Genomic DNA, 15,601 nt, shown 5'->3' with positions numbered 1-15,601 from the left:
TCATGACCAGTCGTAGTTGCCCGTGCGGGCTGCCCGAGCCGTACGCGCGGTGCTGTGGGCGCTTCCACCGCGGTGAGGCGCCCGCGCCGACCGCGGAGCGTCTGATGCGGTCGCGGTACTGCGCCTTCGTCAAGGAGGACGAGGGGTATCTGTTGCGGACCTGGCATCCGCGGACACGGCCGGCGCGGGTCGACTTCGACCCGGGGATGCGGTGGACGGGTCTGGAGATTCTCGACACGGGGCAGGGGTCGGCCTTCCACTCCGTGGGGACCGTGACCTTCCGGGCCTCCTACCGGGGCGGTTCGCTGCACGAGCGAAGCCGGTTCGAGCGGGTCGACGGGGCCTGGGTGTACGTCGACGGCGACTTCCTGGGGTAGGACGCCTACGGCGCGAGGATGTCCAGTTCCTGGAGCGCGCCGACGGTGATCTTGCGGGTGAGTTCCTCGGCGCGGGACGCGTCGCCCGCGCGGACCGCCTCCGCGACCTGGACGTGCAGGGTGACGGCGGCCGGGTCGGGGTCCTCGAACATCACCTCGTGGTGGGTGCGGCCCGCGAGGACCTCGGCGACCACGTCACCGAGACGGGCGAACATCTCGTTGCCGGAGGCGTTGAGGATCACCCGGTGGAAGGCCATGTCGTGGACGAGGTACTCCTCCAGCTTGTGGCCCCGTGAGTTGGCCACCATGCCGAGGGCGCACTCGGTGAGCTCCGCGCACTGCGCGGCGGTGGCGTGCCGGGCGGACAGGCCCGCGGCGATCGGTTCGACGGCGGAGCGCAGCACGGTGAGCGAACGCAGTTGGTGGGGGCGGTCGGCGCCGGCCAGCCGCCAGCGGATGACCTGAGGGTCGAACACGTTCCATTCCGCCTTGGGGCGGACCGTGACGCCGACGCGGCGGCGGGACTCGACCAGGTCCATGGACTCCAGCACCCTGACCGCCTCGCGCATCACGGAGCGTGACACCTCGAAGCGCTGCGCGAGTTCGTCGGTGCGCAGCACGCTCCCCGGCGGGTACTCGCCCGCCGTGATCGCCGGCCCGAGGGATTCCAATACCTGTCCGTGCAGCCCCCGGCCCCGTGTGGTCATGGGGTCAGCGTACGAGGCGAGGCCCTGGAACAAAAAGTCAGACTTATATGTCACACACTCTTGAATTCGTCGTACCTAATGAGTTTCAGTGTCGTCGACATCAGATGTCGACGAAGACAGTGACGTAGACAGTGAGGCAGCGATGAGCACCCCCCATGTCGTCGTGGTCATGGGCGTCGCAGGCACCGGCAAGACCACCATCGGTCCCCTGCTTGCGGCCCGGCTCGGCGTTCCGTACGCCGAGGGCGACGACTTCCACCCGCAGGCCAACATCGCCAAGATGTCGGCCGGGACCCCGCTGACGGACGACGACCGCTGGCCGTGGCTGGACGCCATCGGCCGTTGGGCGCACGACCGGCACGGGCTCGGCGGGGTGGTCAGCAGTTCGGCGCTCAAGCGCAGCTATCGCGACCGACTGCGGGCCGAGGCGCCCGGGGTCGTCTTCGTCCATCTGACCGGTGACCGCGCGCTCATCGAGGACCGGATGTCGCACCGTCAGGGGCACTTCATGCCGACGGCGCTGCTGGACTCGCAGTTCGCCACCCTCCAGCCGCTGGAAGCGGACGAGGCGGGTGTCTCCGTGGACGTCTCAGGCGACCCCGGGGAGATCACCGAACGGGCCGTGACCGCACTCCAGGGGCTTGCCCAGCCCTCGCTCTAACACCTTCCCCACGTACGTTTCTCAAGCAAGGGACCACCGTGACCAGACTCAGCGTCGAGATGCTGGCAGCGGACACCGTCGAGCCGATCACCTCGGCGGGCCATGCTCAGCTGGGCATCGCCGTGCTGGCGGGCATCGCCGTCATCGTCCTGCTCATCACCCAGTTCAAGCTGCACGCATTCCTGGCCCTGACCATCGGCTCGCTCGCCCTCGGCGCCTTCGCCGGGGCCCCGCTCGACAAGACCATCACCAGCTTCACCACCGGCCTCGGCACCACCGTCGCCGGGGTCGGCGTCCTGATCGCGCTCGGCGCGATCCTCGGCAAACTCCTCGCCGACTCCGGCGGCGCCGACCAGATCGTCGACACCATCCTCGCCAAGGCCGGCGGCCGCGCCATGCCCTGGGCGATGGTCCTGATCGCCTCGGTGATCGGTCTGCCGCTGTTCTTCGAGGTCGGCATCGTGCTGCTGATCCCGGTCGTACTGATGGTCGCCAAGCGCGGCAACTACTCCCTGATGCGCATCGGCATCCCGGCGCTGGCCGGTCTGTCCGTGATGCACGGCCTGATCCCGCCGCACCCCGGCCCGCTGGTCGCGATCGACGCGGTCAAGGCCAACCTCGGCATCACGCTCGCGCTGGGCGTCCTGGTCGCCATCCCGACGGTGATCATCGCGGGCCCGCTCTTCTCGAAGGTCGCGGCTCGCTGGGTCGACGTCCCGGCCCCCGACCGCATGATCCCCACCCGCGCCTCCGAGGAACTCGACAAGCGTCCCGGCTTCGGCGCCACCCTCGCCACCATGCTGCTGCCGGTCGTCCTCATGCTCTCCAAGGCGCTGGTCGACATCATCGTGGACGACCCCACCCACATGGTGCAGCGCGTGTTCGACGTCGTCGGCTCCCCGCTGATCGCCCTGCTCGCGGCCGTGATCGTGGGCATGTTCACGCTGGGCCGCGCGGCCGGCTTCACCAAGGACCGCATCTCCACCACCGTCGAGAAGTCCCTCGCCCCCATCGCGGGCATCCTGCTGATCGTGGGCGCGGGCGGCGGCTTCAAGCAGACCCTGATCGAATCCGGCGTGGGCCAGATGATCCTGGACATCTCCAAGGACTGGTCGATCCCCGCGTTGCTGCTCGCCTGGCTGATCGCGGTGGCCATCCGCCTCGCGACCGGCTCCGCGACCGTCGCCACCATCTCGGCCGCCGGCTTGGTCGCGCCCCTCGCGGCCGACATGTCCACCGCCCACACCTCGCTCCTGGTCCTCGCGATCGGCGCCGGCTCGCTGTTCTTCAGCCACGTCAACGACGCCGGCTTCTGGCTGGTCAAGGAGTACTTCGGCCTCAGCGTCGGCCAGACCGTCAAGACCTGGTCCGTCATGGAGACGATCATCTCGGTGGTGGCGGGCGGGCTGGTCCTGCTGCTGTCGCTGGTCATCTAGGGGTACGAGGATGAGAGACGGGAGTACGGGGATGAGCCACCCCCTGTTCGACATCAGTGGTCGCAGGGCCCTGGTCACCGGCTCCAGCCGGGGCATCGGGTTCGCGCTCGCCCGCGGGCTCCTGGAGGCGGGCTGCACGGTCGTCCTCAACGGGCGGGACGCCGACCGGCTGACCCAGGCCGCGTCGGAGCTGTCCGGCGACGTCCACACCGCGGTCTTCGACGTCACGGACGGCCCCTCGGTGGCCGCCGGAATAGCCGACGTCGAGGACCGGGTGGGCCCGCTCGACATCCTCGTCAACAACGCGGGCATGCAACTGCGGGCCCCGCTCCTGGAGTTCACGGACACCGACTGGCACCGGATCCTGAACACCAATCTGACCAGCGCGTTCCTGGTCGGCCGCGAGGCGGCGCGACGGATGACGGAACGCGGCCACGGCAAGATCGTCAACATCTGCTCGTTGCAGAGCGAGGTCGTCCGTCCGGGTATCGCCCCGTACGCGGCCACCAAGGGCGCGCTGAAGATGCTCACCAAGGGCATGTGCGCGGACTGGGGGCAGTACGGGGTACAGGTGAACGGGCTCGGCCCCGGCTACATCGAGACGGAGCTGACCCAGCCCCTCGTCGAGGACGAGGAGTTCAGCGCCTGGGTGCGGCGGCGCACCCCGGCCGGCCGGTGGGGCCGTACGGAGGACCTGGTCGGCGGGGTGCTCTTCCTCGCCTCGCCCGCGGCGGACTTCGTGAGCGGGCAGGTGCTGTACGTCGACGGCGGTATGACGAGTGTGCTGTGAAGCGGACCGCCCGGTGCACGCGGTGAACGCGGCGAAAGGGGCCTGACGATGCTCGGCTGTGTGATTCACGGGCAGGGTGACCTGCGGGTCGACGAACTGCCGGTCCCCTCCGCCGGGCCCGGCGAGGCACTCGTCGCCGTCCGGTACGGCGGGGTGTGCGGGTCGGACCTCCACTACTGGCGGCACGGCGGCGTCGGGGACTTCCGGCTGCGCGAGCCGATGGTGCTGGGCCACGAGGTCGTGGGGACGGTGCTGTCGTACGGCGACGGGGCCACCGGTCCCGCGCCGGGTACGGCCGTGGCGGTGCACCCGGCGACCCCGTGCCGGGTGTGCCCGGAGTGCGCCGACGGGCGGGCGAACGTCTGTCGGGACACCCGCTATCTGGGCAGCGCGGCGCGCACCCCGCATGTGCAGGGCGGGTTCGCCGCCCAAGTGGTGGTGCCCGCCCGGCAGTTGAGGGAGCTGCCCGCGGGGCTCCCGCTGCGGCGGGCGGCGCTCGCCGAGCCGCTCTCGGTGGCGCTGCACGCCGTCCGACGGGCCGGTGCGGTGAAGGACCGGCATGTCCTGGTGACCGGGGCCGGGCCCATCGGCTGTCTCGTGGTGGCCGCCGCGAAGGCCGCGGGCGCGGCCCGGGTGACCGTGACGGACCTGCTGCCGCAGGCGTTGTCGTACGCCGACGCGGCGGGCGCGGACGCGGTGGTACGGGCCGACGATCCCGCCGATCCTGGGTGGCCGACGGAGGTCGACGTCGCCGTCGAGGCGTCCGGGGTGGCCGCGGGCCTCGACACCTGCCTGCGCCTGGTGCGGCGCGGCGGGGTCGTCGTCCAGCTCGGCATGCTGCCGCCGGGACAGAGTCCGTTCGCGGGGAACCTGGTGGTGAGCCGGGAGATCGAGCTGCGGGGCGCGTTCCGCTTCGACGCGGAGTTCGACGACGCGCTGGTCCTGCTCGCGGCCGAGCCGCGCTTCGACTCCCTGGTCAGCGCGGTGGTCCCGCTCGGTGCGGCGGAGTCGGCGTTCGCCCTGGCCGCGGACCGCAGCCGCTCCTGCAAGGTACTGCTGGACTTCGAGGTCCCGCAGGACTAGGTCCTGTCGTCACGTTCCCGTCTGCCCCACCCTCCGGGCGGACGACAGGAATGTGACGACAGGACCTAGGGGTGTGCCGGGGGCCTGCAGGCCCCCGGCACACTCGACAACTCCTAGGGCCGCCAGAGGGGATGCTCGCGCTCCGCCCACTCCTGGCTCACCGAGCCCGTGCGCAGGCCGCGGCGGGCCTCCGGGTCGCCCAGGGCTATGCCGATGTGGCCCGCGAGGACGACACCGATCGTGAGCGCCAGCCAGTCGTGGACGAAGGTCGCCGAGGTGCGCCACATCAGGGGGGCGAGGTGGGTGAACCACATCAGCAGCCCCGTGGCGAGCATGACCAGGGTCGCGCCGGCGATCCAGGCGGCGTAGGTCTTCTGGCCCGCGTTGAACTTGGCCGCGGGTCGGGACGAAGGGCGCCGGTCCCGTCGTAGCGCCGCGCGCAGCCACGTACGGTCGTGCGGGCCCCAGCGGTTGAGGCGGCCCAGGTCCGCGCGGAAGGCGCGGGAGACCAGGCCCGCCAGGACCGGTACCGGGAGCATGAGGCCCGCCCACTCGTGGATCCTGACCACCAGCTCACGGCGGCCGACGAGCTCGGCGAACATCGGGAGGTACAGGCACGCCGCCGTCGCCACGCAGATCCCCATCAGCAGGGCGGTCACGCGGTGCACCCAGCGCTCGGCGTGGCTGAAGCGCCGTACGCGCGACGCGGGCGCGGCGCGGGCCGGGGTGTCGTCAACTCGTGGGTGCATCGTCGCGTCCGTTCGAACGGCCGACCCACGCGTCCACGTCGTAGCCACGGTCCTCCCAGTACCCGGGACGGACGTCCTCGGTGACGGTGATGCCGGAGAGCCACTTGGCGGACTTGTAGAAGTACATGGGGGCGACGTAGAGGCGGACCGGGCCGCCGTGGTTGTGGCCGAGGGGCTTGTCCTGCATGCGGTGGGCCACCAGGATGTCGGGGCGCCGGGCCTGCTGGAGCGTGAGGCTCTCGGTGTACGCCCCGTCGAAGCAGGAGAAGCGGATCGCGCGGCCCTTCGTCTGGACCCCGGCGGCGTCCAGGAGATGGGACAGCCGTACGCCTTCGAAGGGGGTGCCGGGCACCCGCCAGCCCGTGACGCACTGGACGTCGTGCACGATCCGGGTCTGCGGCAGGGCCTTGAGGTCGGCCAGGGTGTAGCTGCGGGGGTGGTCGACCAGGCCGTCGATGGTGAGGCGGTAGTTCGACGCGTCCTTGTGCGGGACGGAGGAGGTCACCGAGTAGTAGCGGAAACCGCCGCCGTTGGGGAGCAGGCCGGTCAGCCCCGTGGGGTCGTCGGCGAAGAGGGACTCCAGGCCGCGCTGCAGGGTGGGCGCGGCCAGCACGCCGAAGGCGCCGAGTCCGAGCGTGCCGAGCAGGAGCCGGCGGCCGATGGGCGCGCCGGAGGCTTCCGGGTCCTCCGGCGGGCGTTCCCGGGGCCGGTCCGGTCCCCGCCGTGGGGACTGTTCAGGGTTCACCCACCTATACGAGCACCCGCGACCCCCTTGAGGCCAGCGGCAGCGGGTGCTCGTCAGACTTCCGTAACCACTTCTCACACGCTTCTCAGAACGGGAGCCCCGGATCGGGGCGCCGGATCAAGGTCAGGGGGTGGACTCCGCCGCCTTGTCCAGCTGGAACGCCTCGTTGCCCAGGCCGATACGGGCGTGCGCCTCGGGTTTGCGGGAGCGCAGCACCAGGCCCTGCACCAGGCCGACGACCAGGGCGGCCGCGATCAGGGCGGGCAGCAGCCAGCTGAGCACGGAGTCCGGACCGGCCCCGACCAGGATGTCGAAGTCCTTGACCGTGTAGCCCGCGATCACGAGGAGGGCGACGGCCGCGATCGCCGAGGTGGCCAGGCGCCAGGCCTGGGCGCGGGCGGCGCCGCGGCGGGCGAAGAAGACGATCACCGAGACCGAGGCCGCCGCCATCAGCAGGATGACGCCGAGCGCGCCGACGTTGCCGGCCCAGGTGAACAGGTGCAGCACGGGCGCGGTCGGGTCGCCGGTGGGCTTGTCGTCGGTCACGGCGAACGCGATCAGCACGATCGCGGAGACGCCGGTCTGCAGCAGCGAGCCGGTGCCGGGCGCGCCGCTGCTGCCGGTGGTCCGGCCGAAGGCGGAGGGCAGCAGCCCTTCGCGGCCCATGGCGAAGGCGTACCGCGCGACGACGTTGTGGAAGCTGAGCAGCGCCGCGAACATGCCGGTCACGAAGAGGACGTGCAGGACGTCGGTGAAGGCGCCCCCGAGGCGCGACTCGGTGAGGAAGAACAGCAGTCCGGCGCTCTGCTTCTGCGCCGCCCCGACGATCCCGGAGGGGCCCGCGGCGACGGTCAGCGCCCAGGAGCTGAGCGCGAAGAAGACGGCGACGAAGCCGATCGCCAGGAACATCACGCGCGGGACGAGGATGTGCGGGCGACTCGTCTCCTCGGCGTACACCGGTGCCTGTTCGAAGCCGGTGAAGGCGGCGATGCAGAAGCACAGCGCGGTGCCGACGCCCGCCCCGGTGAGCGTGTCCGGGTTGAAGGCGTGCAGGGAGAGGCCCTCCTTGGCGGGGTCGGCGACGGCCGCGATGTCGAAGATGACGACGAGCGCCACCTCGATGACGAGGAGGACGCCGAGTACAAGCGCGTTGACGTCGATCTTCAGCCAGGAGAGCGCGCCGACGGCGAGGACGGCGATCAGCGCCGGTATCCACCAGGCGACTTCCACGTGGGCGTAGGTGGCGAACAGCCCGGAGACCTCGAAGCCGAAGATGCCGTAGATGCCGAACTGCAGGGCGCTGTAGGCGACGAGCGCGACCGCGGCGGCGCCGGCGCCCGCGGTGCCGCCGAGACCGCGGGCGACGTAGGCGTAGAAGGCACCCGCGTTGTGGACGTGGCGGCTCATCTCGGCGTACCCGACGCTGAAGAGCACCAGCACCACGCCGAGGATGACGAAGAGCAGCGGCTGTCCGACGATGCCCATCACCGCGAATGTGGTGGGCATGACACCCGCGACCACCATGAGGGGGGCGGTCGCCGCGAGGACCGAGAGCAGCAGACCTCCCGTGCCGAGCCGGCCCGCGTGCAGGGCGCGGTCCTGGCCCTTGAAGGTGCTGATGGCGCCACCGGTCGTGGCGGGTCTACCCGTGTGCGAACTGCTCGAGGTGCTCGAACTGCCCGTCGTCATCGCGGGGCCGTCCTTTCGGGTTTCTCGACTTCTTGTGGGTGGGGTCACACCGTGCCCACGGCGCTGTCGCGAGCGGCACGGAAGGCTTGGTACGGGTCGCGGTCCGGGTACGACCACGGCTCCGGGGTGGCGTGCGGGCCGATGCGGTGGAACAGGGCGGCGGCCTCGGCGCCCCGGCCCTCGCAGAACTTGGCGTGGGCGAGGAAGTTGAGGTCGAGGTGGCGGCGGGGGTGGTCCTCGCGCTCCCACTCCAGCCACCAGTCGAAGGCGGCCTTCATCACCTGGCGGGCCCGGCGTCCGACCCAGTGCCCGGAGGCGGCGGGGTCGGTGGACTCGCTGCCGGCGCCGGCCAGCACGCGATAGCGCTCGGCGTGCGCGACGACGGGCAGCATCGCGAGCGGAGAGTCGGCGGGCGCCTGTTCGGCCGCCCAGTTCGCGAAGTCGTAGACCTCGTGGAGGGGGTCCTGACCGGCCTCGGCGCGGCGCTCGGCGAGCCGGGCGACCATCAGGTGGTGGGCGTGGTGGTGCTCGGGGTAGCGGTGGCGCACCTCGTCGAAGAGCCGGACCACGTCGCCCTCGGTGCCGCGCGCACGCTCCAGGATCAGCAGGCCGAGCCAGGGGGTCGGGTCGGCGGGCGCGAGCGCGGCGGCGGCGTCGCAGGCCTCGCGGGCCCGCTCCGGGCGGTCCTTGCCGTGCAGGGCGCGCTGGACGGTGGCGCAGGCGAGGAGTACGGCGGCGTCGGCGGACTCGGGTTCCGCGAGCTGCCAGTCACGGGCCCAGGCGAGGGTGGCGGGCTCCTGGGCGAGGACGGTGACGCGGTGTCCGCGGCGGTCCCAGTCGTCGCCGGTGGCGGCGAGCAGTGCGCGGACCGCGGTCCATCGCCCCTGGGCCAACGAGGCGCGCGCGGCGACGAGTTCGGAGTCGTCGAGCGCGGCGTCGAAGGCGTGGACCGTGCGTTTGCGGCCACGGCCGAGGGGAGGAGGGGGTGGCGGGGGTGGCGACACCGCGGGGCTTCCTCACAGACGCGGCTGGTCAAGCGGCTAGTCAAGTGGTGATCACGCACAGCAAACCCTTGGCTGAGGGTTTACGTCAAGGCCCGATCGATCCGCTGCACGTTACAACTTCCCTTGAATGGCGCAGAGTTGATGTTGCCTCGCACGCTCTTCGGGACGGGAACGGGCTGGTGGGACGGCTCTCTCCGCGGGCGAGCCCGACTCCCCGCGGGGGTCGGGCCGCACCCGTGCCCCGGCTCCCCGCAGTCCGGGGCACGGCTGAAAACCGACCACGGAACGGTCCCCCGCGGAGCCGGGCCCGCCACAGCGGGATGCGGGCCCGGGGCGACGGGCCCGGACTCCTGCGAGGGTCAGCTCACCGCCTCGGCTGCCGCTCGGCCCGCCGTGCGGCCGGAGAAGAGGCAGCCCCCGAGGAAGGTGCCCTCCAGGGAGCGGTAGCCGTGGACTCCGCCCCCGCCGAAGCCGGCCGCCTCGCCTGCCGCGTACACGCCGGAGAGCGGGTCGCCGCCTTCGGTCAGTACGCGCGAGGAGAGGTCGGTCTCCAGGCCGCCCAGGCTCTTGCGGGTGAGGATGTGGAGGCGGACGGCGATGAGCGGACCCGCCTTGGGGTCCAGGATGCGGTGCGGGGTGGCCGTACGGATCAGCTTGTCCCCGAGGTAGTTGCGGGCGCCGCGGATCGACGTCACCTGAAGGTCCTTGGTGAAGGGGTTCGCGATCTCCCGGTCGCGCGCGACGATCTCGCGGCGCAGCGCGGCCTCGTCGATCAGCGGCTCCTTGGTGAGGGCGTTCATGCCGCGCACCAGGGCACCCAGATCCTTCTCGACGACGAAGTCCGCGCCGTTGTCCATGAACGCCTTGACGGGGCCCGGTACGTCGGCGCGCGCCCGGCCGATCACGTCCCTGATCGACTTGCCGGTCAGGTCCGGGTTCTGTTCCGAGCCGGAGAGCGCGAACTCCTTGCCGATGATCTTCTGGTCGAGCACGAACCACGTGTACTCGTATCCGGTCTTCATGATGTGCTCGAGCGTGCCGAGGGTGTCGAAGCCCGGGAAGAGCGGCACCGGGAGCCGGTTCCCGCGGGCGTCCAGCCACAGGGAGGAGGGGCCCGGCAGGATGCGGATGCCGTGGTTCTCCCAGATGGGGTTCCAGTTCTGGATGCCCTCGGTGTAGTGCCACATGCGGTCGCGATTGATGAGGTGCGCGCCCGTCTCCTCGGCTATCGCGAGCATCTTGCCGTCGACGTGCGCGGGGACGCCCGCGACCATCTTCTCGGGCGGCGTGCCGAGCCGCTCGGGCCAGTTCGCGCGGACCAGGTCGTGGTTGCCGCCGATGCCGCCCGAGGTGACGATCACCGCCTGCGCCTTGAGCTCGAACGCCCCGGCGACCGTACGGCTGCTGGCCTGCCCGCGCGCGATGCCGGACGGCTCCAGGATCTCCCCGGTGACCGTGTCGACGGTCCCCGCGCTGCGGGACAGCCCGGTCACCCGGTGGCGGAACTTGAGCTGGACGAGCCCCCGGGCGACCCCGGCGCGTACCCGCCGCTCGAAGGGCGCGACCACTCCGGGCCCGGTCCCCCACGTGATGTGGAAGCGCGGCACGGAGTTCCCGTGACCGTTGGCGTCGTAGCCGCCGCGCTCCGCCCAGCCGACCACCGGGAAGAAGCGGACCCCCTGCTGGTGCAGCCAGGACCGCTTCTCACCGGCCGCGAAGTCCACGTACGCCTCGGCCCAGCGGCGCGGCCAGTGGTCCTCGGCCCGGTCGAAGCCGGCCGTGCCCATCCAGTCCTGGAGGGCGAGCGCGTGACTGTCCTTTATCCGCATCCGGCGCTGCTCGGGCGAGTTCACGAAGAAGAGTCCGCCGAAGGACCAGTGGGCCTGGCCACCGATCGACTGTTCCGGCTCCTGGTCGAGGAGAATCACCTTGCGGCCCGCGTCGACGAGCTCCGCGGTCGCGGCGAGCCCCGCGAGGCCCGCTCCGATCACGATCACATCTGCGTCGTAGGCCATGGGCCCGTCCTCTCGGCCTGCCGACGTTTCCGGTCGGCTTCTGTCGGCTTCGTCACGAGCCGGCGGCATCGTCGTGGGTTGATGAGACAGTGGTACGGAAGACATCAGGCGTCGGTGCCGGTCGAACAGGCAGGGCCGCCGCTCGACCAGCCGTTGTTACTGATCGGTCAGATCCTTCGGCAAGAAGAGTGACCGAGTCAACTGCCCGGTTCCAGGTACTCCCGTGGGCAGGCCCCGGTCGATGGCACTACAGTCGGCGGGAATACGCGCCCGTGACCCGTGCTCACCCGAACGTATCGAGGTACCCAGCGTGTCGGTTCTCGTTCTGATCCTCTCGGTGAGCGCGGCCTGCTGTCTGGGCTTCGGTTTCGTGCTCCAGCAGAACGCCGCCTCGCACGCCCCGCTGAGCGACTTCCTGTCCTGGCGGCTGCTGCTCGACCTCATCCGGGTGCCGCGCTGGCTGGGCGGCATCGGGCTCATGGTGTGCGGCATGGTCCTCGGCGCGGTCGCCCTGGGCAAGGGCGAGATCTCCCAGGTGGAACCCCTCCTCGCGACCAATCTGCTCTTCGCGCTCGCGCTCACCCGCCACCAGACCAAGCACCCGCTGGGCCGCCAGGGCTGGGCGGGCCTCGTCCTGCTCGCGGGCGGGGTCACGGCGTTCATCGTGGCGGGCAAGCCCAAGGGCGGCGACTCGGTGACCGATCCGCTGCGGCACTGGCTGATCATCGGGATCATGATCGGGCTCGCGCTGCTGCTCACCACCTACGCCAAGCGCTCCCGGATGACCGCGGCGCCCGTCCTGCTCGCGCTGGCCGCGGGGCTGCTGTACGGCGTGCAGGACGCGCTCACCCGGGTCAGCGGGGAGCGGTTCGGAGCCGGCGGCTTCAGTGAGCTGCTGACCGGCTGGCAGCCGTACGGGGTGCTCGCGCTCGGGGTGACGGGTCTCGTGCTGGTGCAGAGCGCCTTCGAGACGGCGGAGCTGCGGATGTCGCTGCCCGCGCTCACCGCCGCCCAGCCGCTGGCCGGAATCGTGTGCGGCGTGGGCTTCCTCGGGGACAAGCTGCACACGGACGTGGGGGCACTCACCTGGGAAGCGGCGGGGCTCGCGGCGATCGTGGCGGGAATCGTCCTGCTGGGCATGCACCCCGCGATGCCGTCGGGCACCACCAAGACCGAGTCGGTACGGGACCTCCAGCCGCATTGAGGGCGTACGACGGCGCCGCGTCGGGCCGCACGGACGGCGCGCACCGCGCCCGGTGCCGGCGGCTGCTTGGATGGGGCCATGAGCGCCGCTGACGAGATCCTCGATATCGTGGACGAGAACGACGTGGTCATCGGGCAGTCCCCGCGCGGCGAGGCGTATGCGCGCGGTCTTCGCCACCGCTGCGTGTTCATCCAGGCCCGGGACGCCCGGGGCCGCCTCTTCGTCCACCGCCGCACGCCCACCAAGCTCGTCTTCCCCTCCCTGTACGACATGTTCGTCGGCGGGGTCGTGGGCGCGGGCGAGTCCTACGACTGCGCGGCCCTGCGCGAGGCCGAGGAGGAACTCGGGGTCTCCGGACTCCCTCAGCCGGTCCCCCTCTTCACGTTCCTCTACGACAACGGCTCCGGCCAGACCTGGTGGTCGGCCGTCTACGAGGTCCGCTGCGCGCTCCCGGTGAACCCCCAGACGGAGGAGGTCGCCTGGCACGACTTCCTCACCGAGGAGGAGGTGGAGCGGCACCTGACGGACTGGACGTGGGTGCCGGACGGCCTGGCGGCGTACGAGCGCCTGAAGGACTACCGGGCGACGGGCACCGACTGAGCTCCCGCCGGGCCCCGGTAGGGTCGATGACGTGATCGAATTCGTGCGGAACGTCCGGCTGTGGTTCGCACCCGAGGAGGTCCGGCAGGAGGGCGTCACGCCCGACTACCGCTTCTCGCTGGCGAACGAGCGGACCTTCCTCGCCTGGCTGCGCACCGCGCTGGCGCTGATCGGCGGCGGCTTCGCCGTGGATCAGTTCCTGCCGGACCTGCGCTGGGGCTGGCGGGTCGGCCTCGCGCTGGCCCTGCTGGCGGCGGGCGTGCTCTGCTCACTGCGCGCCGTCAACCACTGGGTGCGCTGCGAGCGCGCGATGCGCCGCGGGGAGGACCTTCCCGTGTCGCGCTTCCCGGCACTGCTGAGCATCGCCGTCGCGATCGTGGCCGTCGCGATGGTCGTCGTCGTCCTCGTCGGCTGGGAAGGGTGACCGTGCCCGGCCCCCGGCACCGTCCCGAGCGGGACCCAGGGCTGCAGCCGGAGCGTACGCGGCTCGCGTGGCGGCGTACGACCCTGTCGAGCACCGTCGCCGCGGTCCTCGCGGCGAAGGCGGCGCTGCACGGCGGCCCGTCGGCGATCGACGTGGCGGTCTGCGCCCTGTGCTGCGCGCTGTGGCTGGGCTTCCTGGCGCTCGCGCACCGACGCATCCGGGTGCTCGCGACGCCCGGCACCGACGGTCCGCCCGCGCTCGCGCCGCGGCACGCGACGGCGGCGACCCTGTGCACGGTCGCCCTGGCCGTGTGCGCGGTGGCACTGGTGTTCTGAGCGAGATCAAATGGGGCGTAACGATGCAAATAGCGATGAATACTGCTCTTTCTGGCGCTAGCCTGAGCCGTCATTTCACGCCACTCGCGAAGGTGAGCACCATGACCATCCTTCACCTGGAGCATCCGACCCACGAGCACACCCACGGCCCGGACTGCGGGCACGCCGCCGTGCCGCACGGGGACCACGTCGACTACGCGCACGACGGACATCTGCACCGGGAGCACTCCGGGCACTGGGACGAGTGCGAGCCGAGCGGTCACACGGCGCACGGCGAGCACGGCCACCGGCACGGCGAGGGCTGCGGGCACCCCGCGGTCGCGCACGGCGACCACGTCGACTACCTGCACGACGGCCACCGCCACGCCGAGCACGACGGCCACTGGGACGACCACTAGGGCCTGTCCGGCGGATCAGGTCGCAGAAACGGGCGGTGCCTCACGAAGGCTGGTGAGCGGGGCTTGGTGCGTGCAGCCGCAAGGCGGAGGAGGGATTCGACACGGTGGGGGTCCCCCCTGCTCGAGCGAAGCCGAGAGTTCGGGGGAGTCGGCGAGCGACGACAACGCCGCAGATGTGCGTGCCAAGCCCCGCGTCTGCGGCATGATCCGACGGACCGGCCCTAGAGGCAAGCACGCCCCGGCGTCTCCCCCGGCTCACGGAGGGAGACGCCGATCACGTTTCGCCCGGGCGCTGGACGACATACCGACTGGTCGGCATCATGGTCACGTCCCGTTTCCCGGCTGCAGGAGAAATGATGAGTCCCGACCACCCGCCAGGTCTCGACCTCGACCGACTGCGCGGCCTGCTCGACGGTGAGCGGCCCGGTCTGGTGCACGGCCCGCTGACCGGCCGGCTGATCGAGGGCGGACGGTCGAACCTCACGTACGCGGTCACGGACGGCACCACGAGCTGGGTCGTCCGACGGCCCCCGCTCGGGCACGTACTGGCCACCGCGCACGACATGAAGCGCGAGCACCGCGTCATCAGCGCGCTGCACCCGACCGCCGTCCCCGTACCTCGTCCGGTCCTGCTGTGCGAGGACGACGAGGTACTGGGCGCGCCCTTCTACGTCATGGAGTTCGTGGCCGGCACCCCGTACCGCACCGCCGAGCAGCTCGCCCCGCTCGGCCCGGAGCGCACCCGGGACGCGGTGCTCGGGCTCGTCGACACGCTCGTCGAACTGCACGCCGTCGACCCCGCCGCCGTGGGCCTCGCCGACTTCGGGCGCCCCGAGGGCTTCCTCGACCGGCAGTTGCGCCGCTGGGGCAAGCAGCTGGACGCCTCCAGGAACCGTGAGCTCGCCGGGATCGACGAACTGCACGCCGCCCTCGGCCGTGAGCTGCCGCGCTCCCCCGCGCCCTCCGTCGTGCACGGCGACTACCGGCTCGACAACGTGCTGATCGGCGAGGACGACCGGATCAAGGCGATCCTGGACTGGGAGATGTCCACGCTCGGCGATCCGCTCACCGACCTGGGCCTGCTGGTGATGTACAGCGCGCCGCTGGACCTGCCCGACTCCCCCATCAGCACGACCGCCTCGGCCGCCGGGCACCCGGACCCGGCGGAGATCGTCGAACGGTACGCCGCGCGCTCGGGGCGCGATGTGTCCGACGTCGCCTGGTACACGGCGTTCGCCTGGTTCAAGCTCGCCGTGATCCTGGAGGGCATCCACTACCGCTACACGCTCGGCCAGACGGTCGGCGCCGGCTTCGACCGCATCGGTGAACTGGTCCCGTTCTTCATCGAGCACGGTCTGACCACTCTTCAGGAAGGCTGATCCGA

At 71.4% G+C, this 15,601-nt stretch carries 17 protein-coding genes; 11 read left to right on the top strand and 6 right to left on the bottom strand.

Annotation, left to right across the window (positions count from 1 at the left end; translation table 11 throughout):
• Nucleotides 1-2: 2 nt before the first annotated feature.
• Nucleotides 3-377: a YchJ family protein gene (locus tag ACZ7M3_RS19685; RefSeq protein WP_159055199.1), complete on the top strand. Its 375-nt coding sequence runs from the start codon at nt 3-5 to the stop codon at nt 375-377.
• Between the two features lie 5 nt (nt 378-382).
• Here ACZ7M3_RS19685 and ACZ7M3_RS19680 read toward each other — a convergent pair whose 3' ends face one another.
• Nucleotides 383-1,084, bottom strand: a complete 702-nt coding sequence (locus ACZ7M3_RS19680) for a FadR/GntR family transcriptional regulator (RefSeq protein ID WP_351303742.1) — start codon at nt 1,082-1,084, stop codon at nt 383-385.
• A 142-nt stretch (nt 1,085-1,226) separates the two neighbouring features.
• On the opposite strand from ACZ7M3_RS19680, the gene ACZ7M3_RS19675 reads away from it, so the two are divergent.
• From ACZ7M3_RS19675 to ACZ7M3_RS19660, 4 genes are read left to right on the top strand one after another with little or no spacing between them, the layout of a single operon-like run.
• A complete protein-coding gene (locus ACZ7M3_RS19675) occupies nt 1,227-1,745 on the top strand; it encodes a gluconokinase (RefSeq protein WP_351527403.1) in 519 nt (172 codons plus the stop codon).
• A gap of 38 nt (nt 1,746-1,783) precedes the next feature.
• The gene (locus ACZ7M3_RS19670) at nt 1,784-3,181 is read left to right on the top strand and encodes a GntT/GntP/DsdX family permease (protein WP_472064772.1); all 1,398 of its coding nucleotides are present in this window, start codon (nt 1,784-1,786) and stop codon (nt 3,179-3,181) included.
• A 31-nt stretch (nt 3,182-3,212) separates the two neighbouring features.
• A complete protein-coding gene (locus tag ACZ7M3_RS19665; RefSeq protein WP_472064770.1) occupies nt 3,213-3,971 on the top strand; it encodes an SDR family oxidoreductase in 759 nt (252 codons plus the stop codon).
• A 48-nt stretch (nt 3,972-4,019) separates the two neighbouring features.
• Nucleotides 4,020-5,054, top strand: coding sequence for an L-idonate 5-dehydrogenase (locus ACZ7M3_RS19660; RefSeq protein WP_472064768.1), 1,035 nt, complete (start codon nt 4,020-4,022; stop codon nt 5,052-5,054).
• Between the two features lie 113 nt (nt 5,055-5,167).
• Here the strand turns inward: ACZ7M3_RS19660 and ACZ7M3_RS19655 are convergent, their stop codons facing one another.
• The 5 genes from ACZ7M3_RS19655 to ACZ7M3_RS19635 form a co-directional block, all read right to left on the bottom strand.
• The gene (locus ACZ7M3_RS19655; protein WP_472064767.1) at nt 5,168-5,803 is read right to left on the bottom strand and encodes a cytochrome b/b6 domain-containing protein; all 636 of its coding nucleotides are present in this window, start codon (nt 5,801-5,803) and stop codon (nt 5,168-5,170) included.
• Nucleotides 5,787-6,548, bottom strand: coding sequence for a molybdopterin-dependent oxidoreductase (locus ACZ7M3_RS19650; protein WP_472064765.1), 762 nt, complete (start codon nt 6,546-6,548; stop codon nt 5,787-5,789). The genes ACZ7M3_RS19655 and ACZ7M3_RS19650 overlap by 17 nt, the downstream gene beginning before the upstream one ends.
• A gap of 123 nt (nt 6,549-6,671) precedes the next feature.
• Entirely contained in the window at nt 6,672-8,237 is a 1,566-nt protein-coding gene (locus tag ACZ7M3_RS19645; protein WP_472064763.1) for an APC family permease, read from the bottom strand.
• A 44-nt stretch (nt 8,238-8,281) separates the two neighbouring features.
• Complete coding sequence (locus ACZ7M3_RS19640; protein ID WP_472064761.1) at nt 8,282-9,241, bottom strand: hypothetical protein; 960 nt, start codon at nt 9,239-9,241, stop codon at nt 8,282-8,284.
• A gap of 359 nt (nt 9,242-9,600) precedes the next feature.
• Nucleotides 9,601-11,256 (bottom strand): FAD-binding dehydrogenase, encoded by a 1,656-nt coding sequence (locus tag ACZ7M3_RS19635; RefSeq protein WP_095855531.1) that lies wholly within the window; start codon nt 11,254-11,256, stop codon nt 9,601-9,603.
• A gap of 310 nt (nt 11,257-11,566) precedes the next feature.
• On the opposite strand from ACZ7M3_RS19635, the gene ACZ7M3_RS19630 reads away from it, so the two are divergent.
• The 6 genes from ACZ7M3_RS19630 (at nt 11,567) to ACZ7M3_RS19605 (ending at nt 15,596) form a co-directional block, all read left to right on the top strand.
• Complete coding sequence (locus ACZ7M3_RS19630; protein WP_075027736.1) at nt 11,567-12,460, top strand: DMT family transporter; 894 nt, start codon at nt 11,567-11,569, stop codon at nt 12,458-12,460.
• A 78-nt stretch (nt 12,461-12,538) separates the two neighbouring features.
• The gene (locus ACZ7M3_RS19625; RefSeq protein ID WP_472064759.1) at nt 12,539-13,060 is read left to right on the top strand and encodes an NUDIX hydrolase; all 522 of its coding nucleotides are present in this window, start codon (nt 12,539-12,541) and stop codon (nt 13,058-13,060) included.
• 31 nt (nt 13,061-13,091) lie between these two features.
• Nucleotides 13,092-13,484 (top strand): YidH family protein, encoded by a 393-nt coding sequence (locus ACZ7M3_RS19620; protein ID WP_054231108.1) that lies wholly within the window; start codon nt 13,092-13,094, stop codon nt 13,482-13,484.
• Entirely contained in the window at nt 13,481-13,819 is a 339-nt protein-coding gene (locus ACZ7M3_RS19615) for a DUF202 domain-containing protein (RefSeq protein WP_472064757.1), read from the top strand. The genes ACZ7M3_RS19620 and ACZ7M3_RS19615 overlap by 4 nt, the downstream gene beginning before the upstream one ends.
• 101 nt (nt 13,820-13,920) lie before the next feature.
• Complete coding sequence (locus ACZ7M3_RS19610) at nt 13,921-14,217, top strand: hypothetical protein (protein ID WP_452976554.1); 297 nt, start codon at nt 13,921-13,923, stop codon at nt 14,215-14,217.
• Between the two features lie 356 nt (nt 14,218-14,573).
• Complete coding sequence (locus ACZ7M3_RS19605) at nt 14,574-15,596, top strand: phosphotransferase family protein (RefSeq protein WP_472064755.1); 1,023 nt, start codon at nt 14,574-14,576, stop codon at nt 15,594-15,596.
• The last annotated feature ends 5 nt before the right edge of the window (nt 15,597-15,601 follow it).

It is taken from the genome of Streptomyces sp. NPDC111656, assembly GCF_055656965.1.
This window is presented reverse-complemented; position numbering and strand designations above follow the sequence as displayed.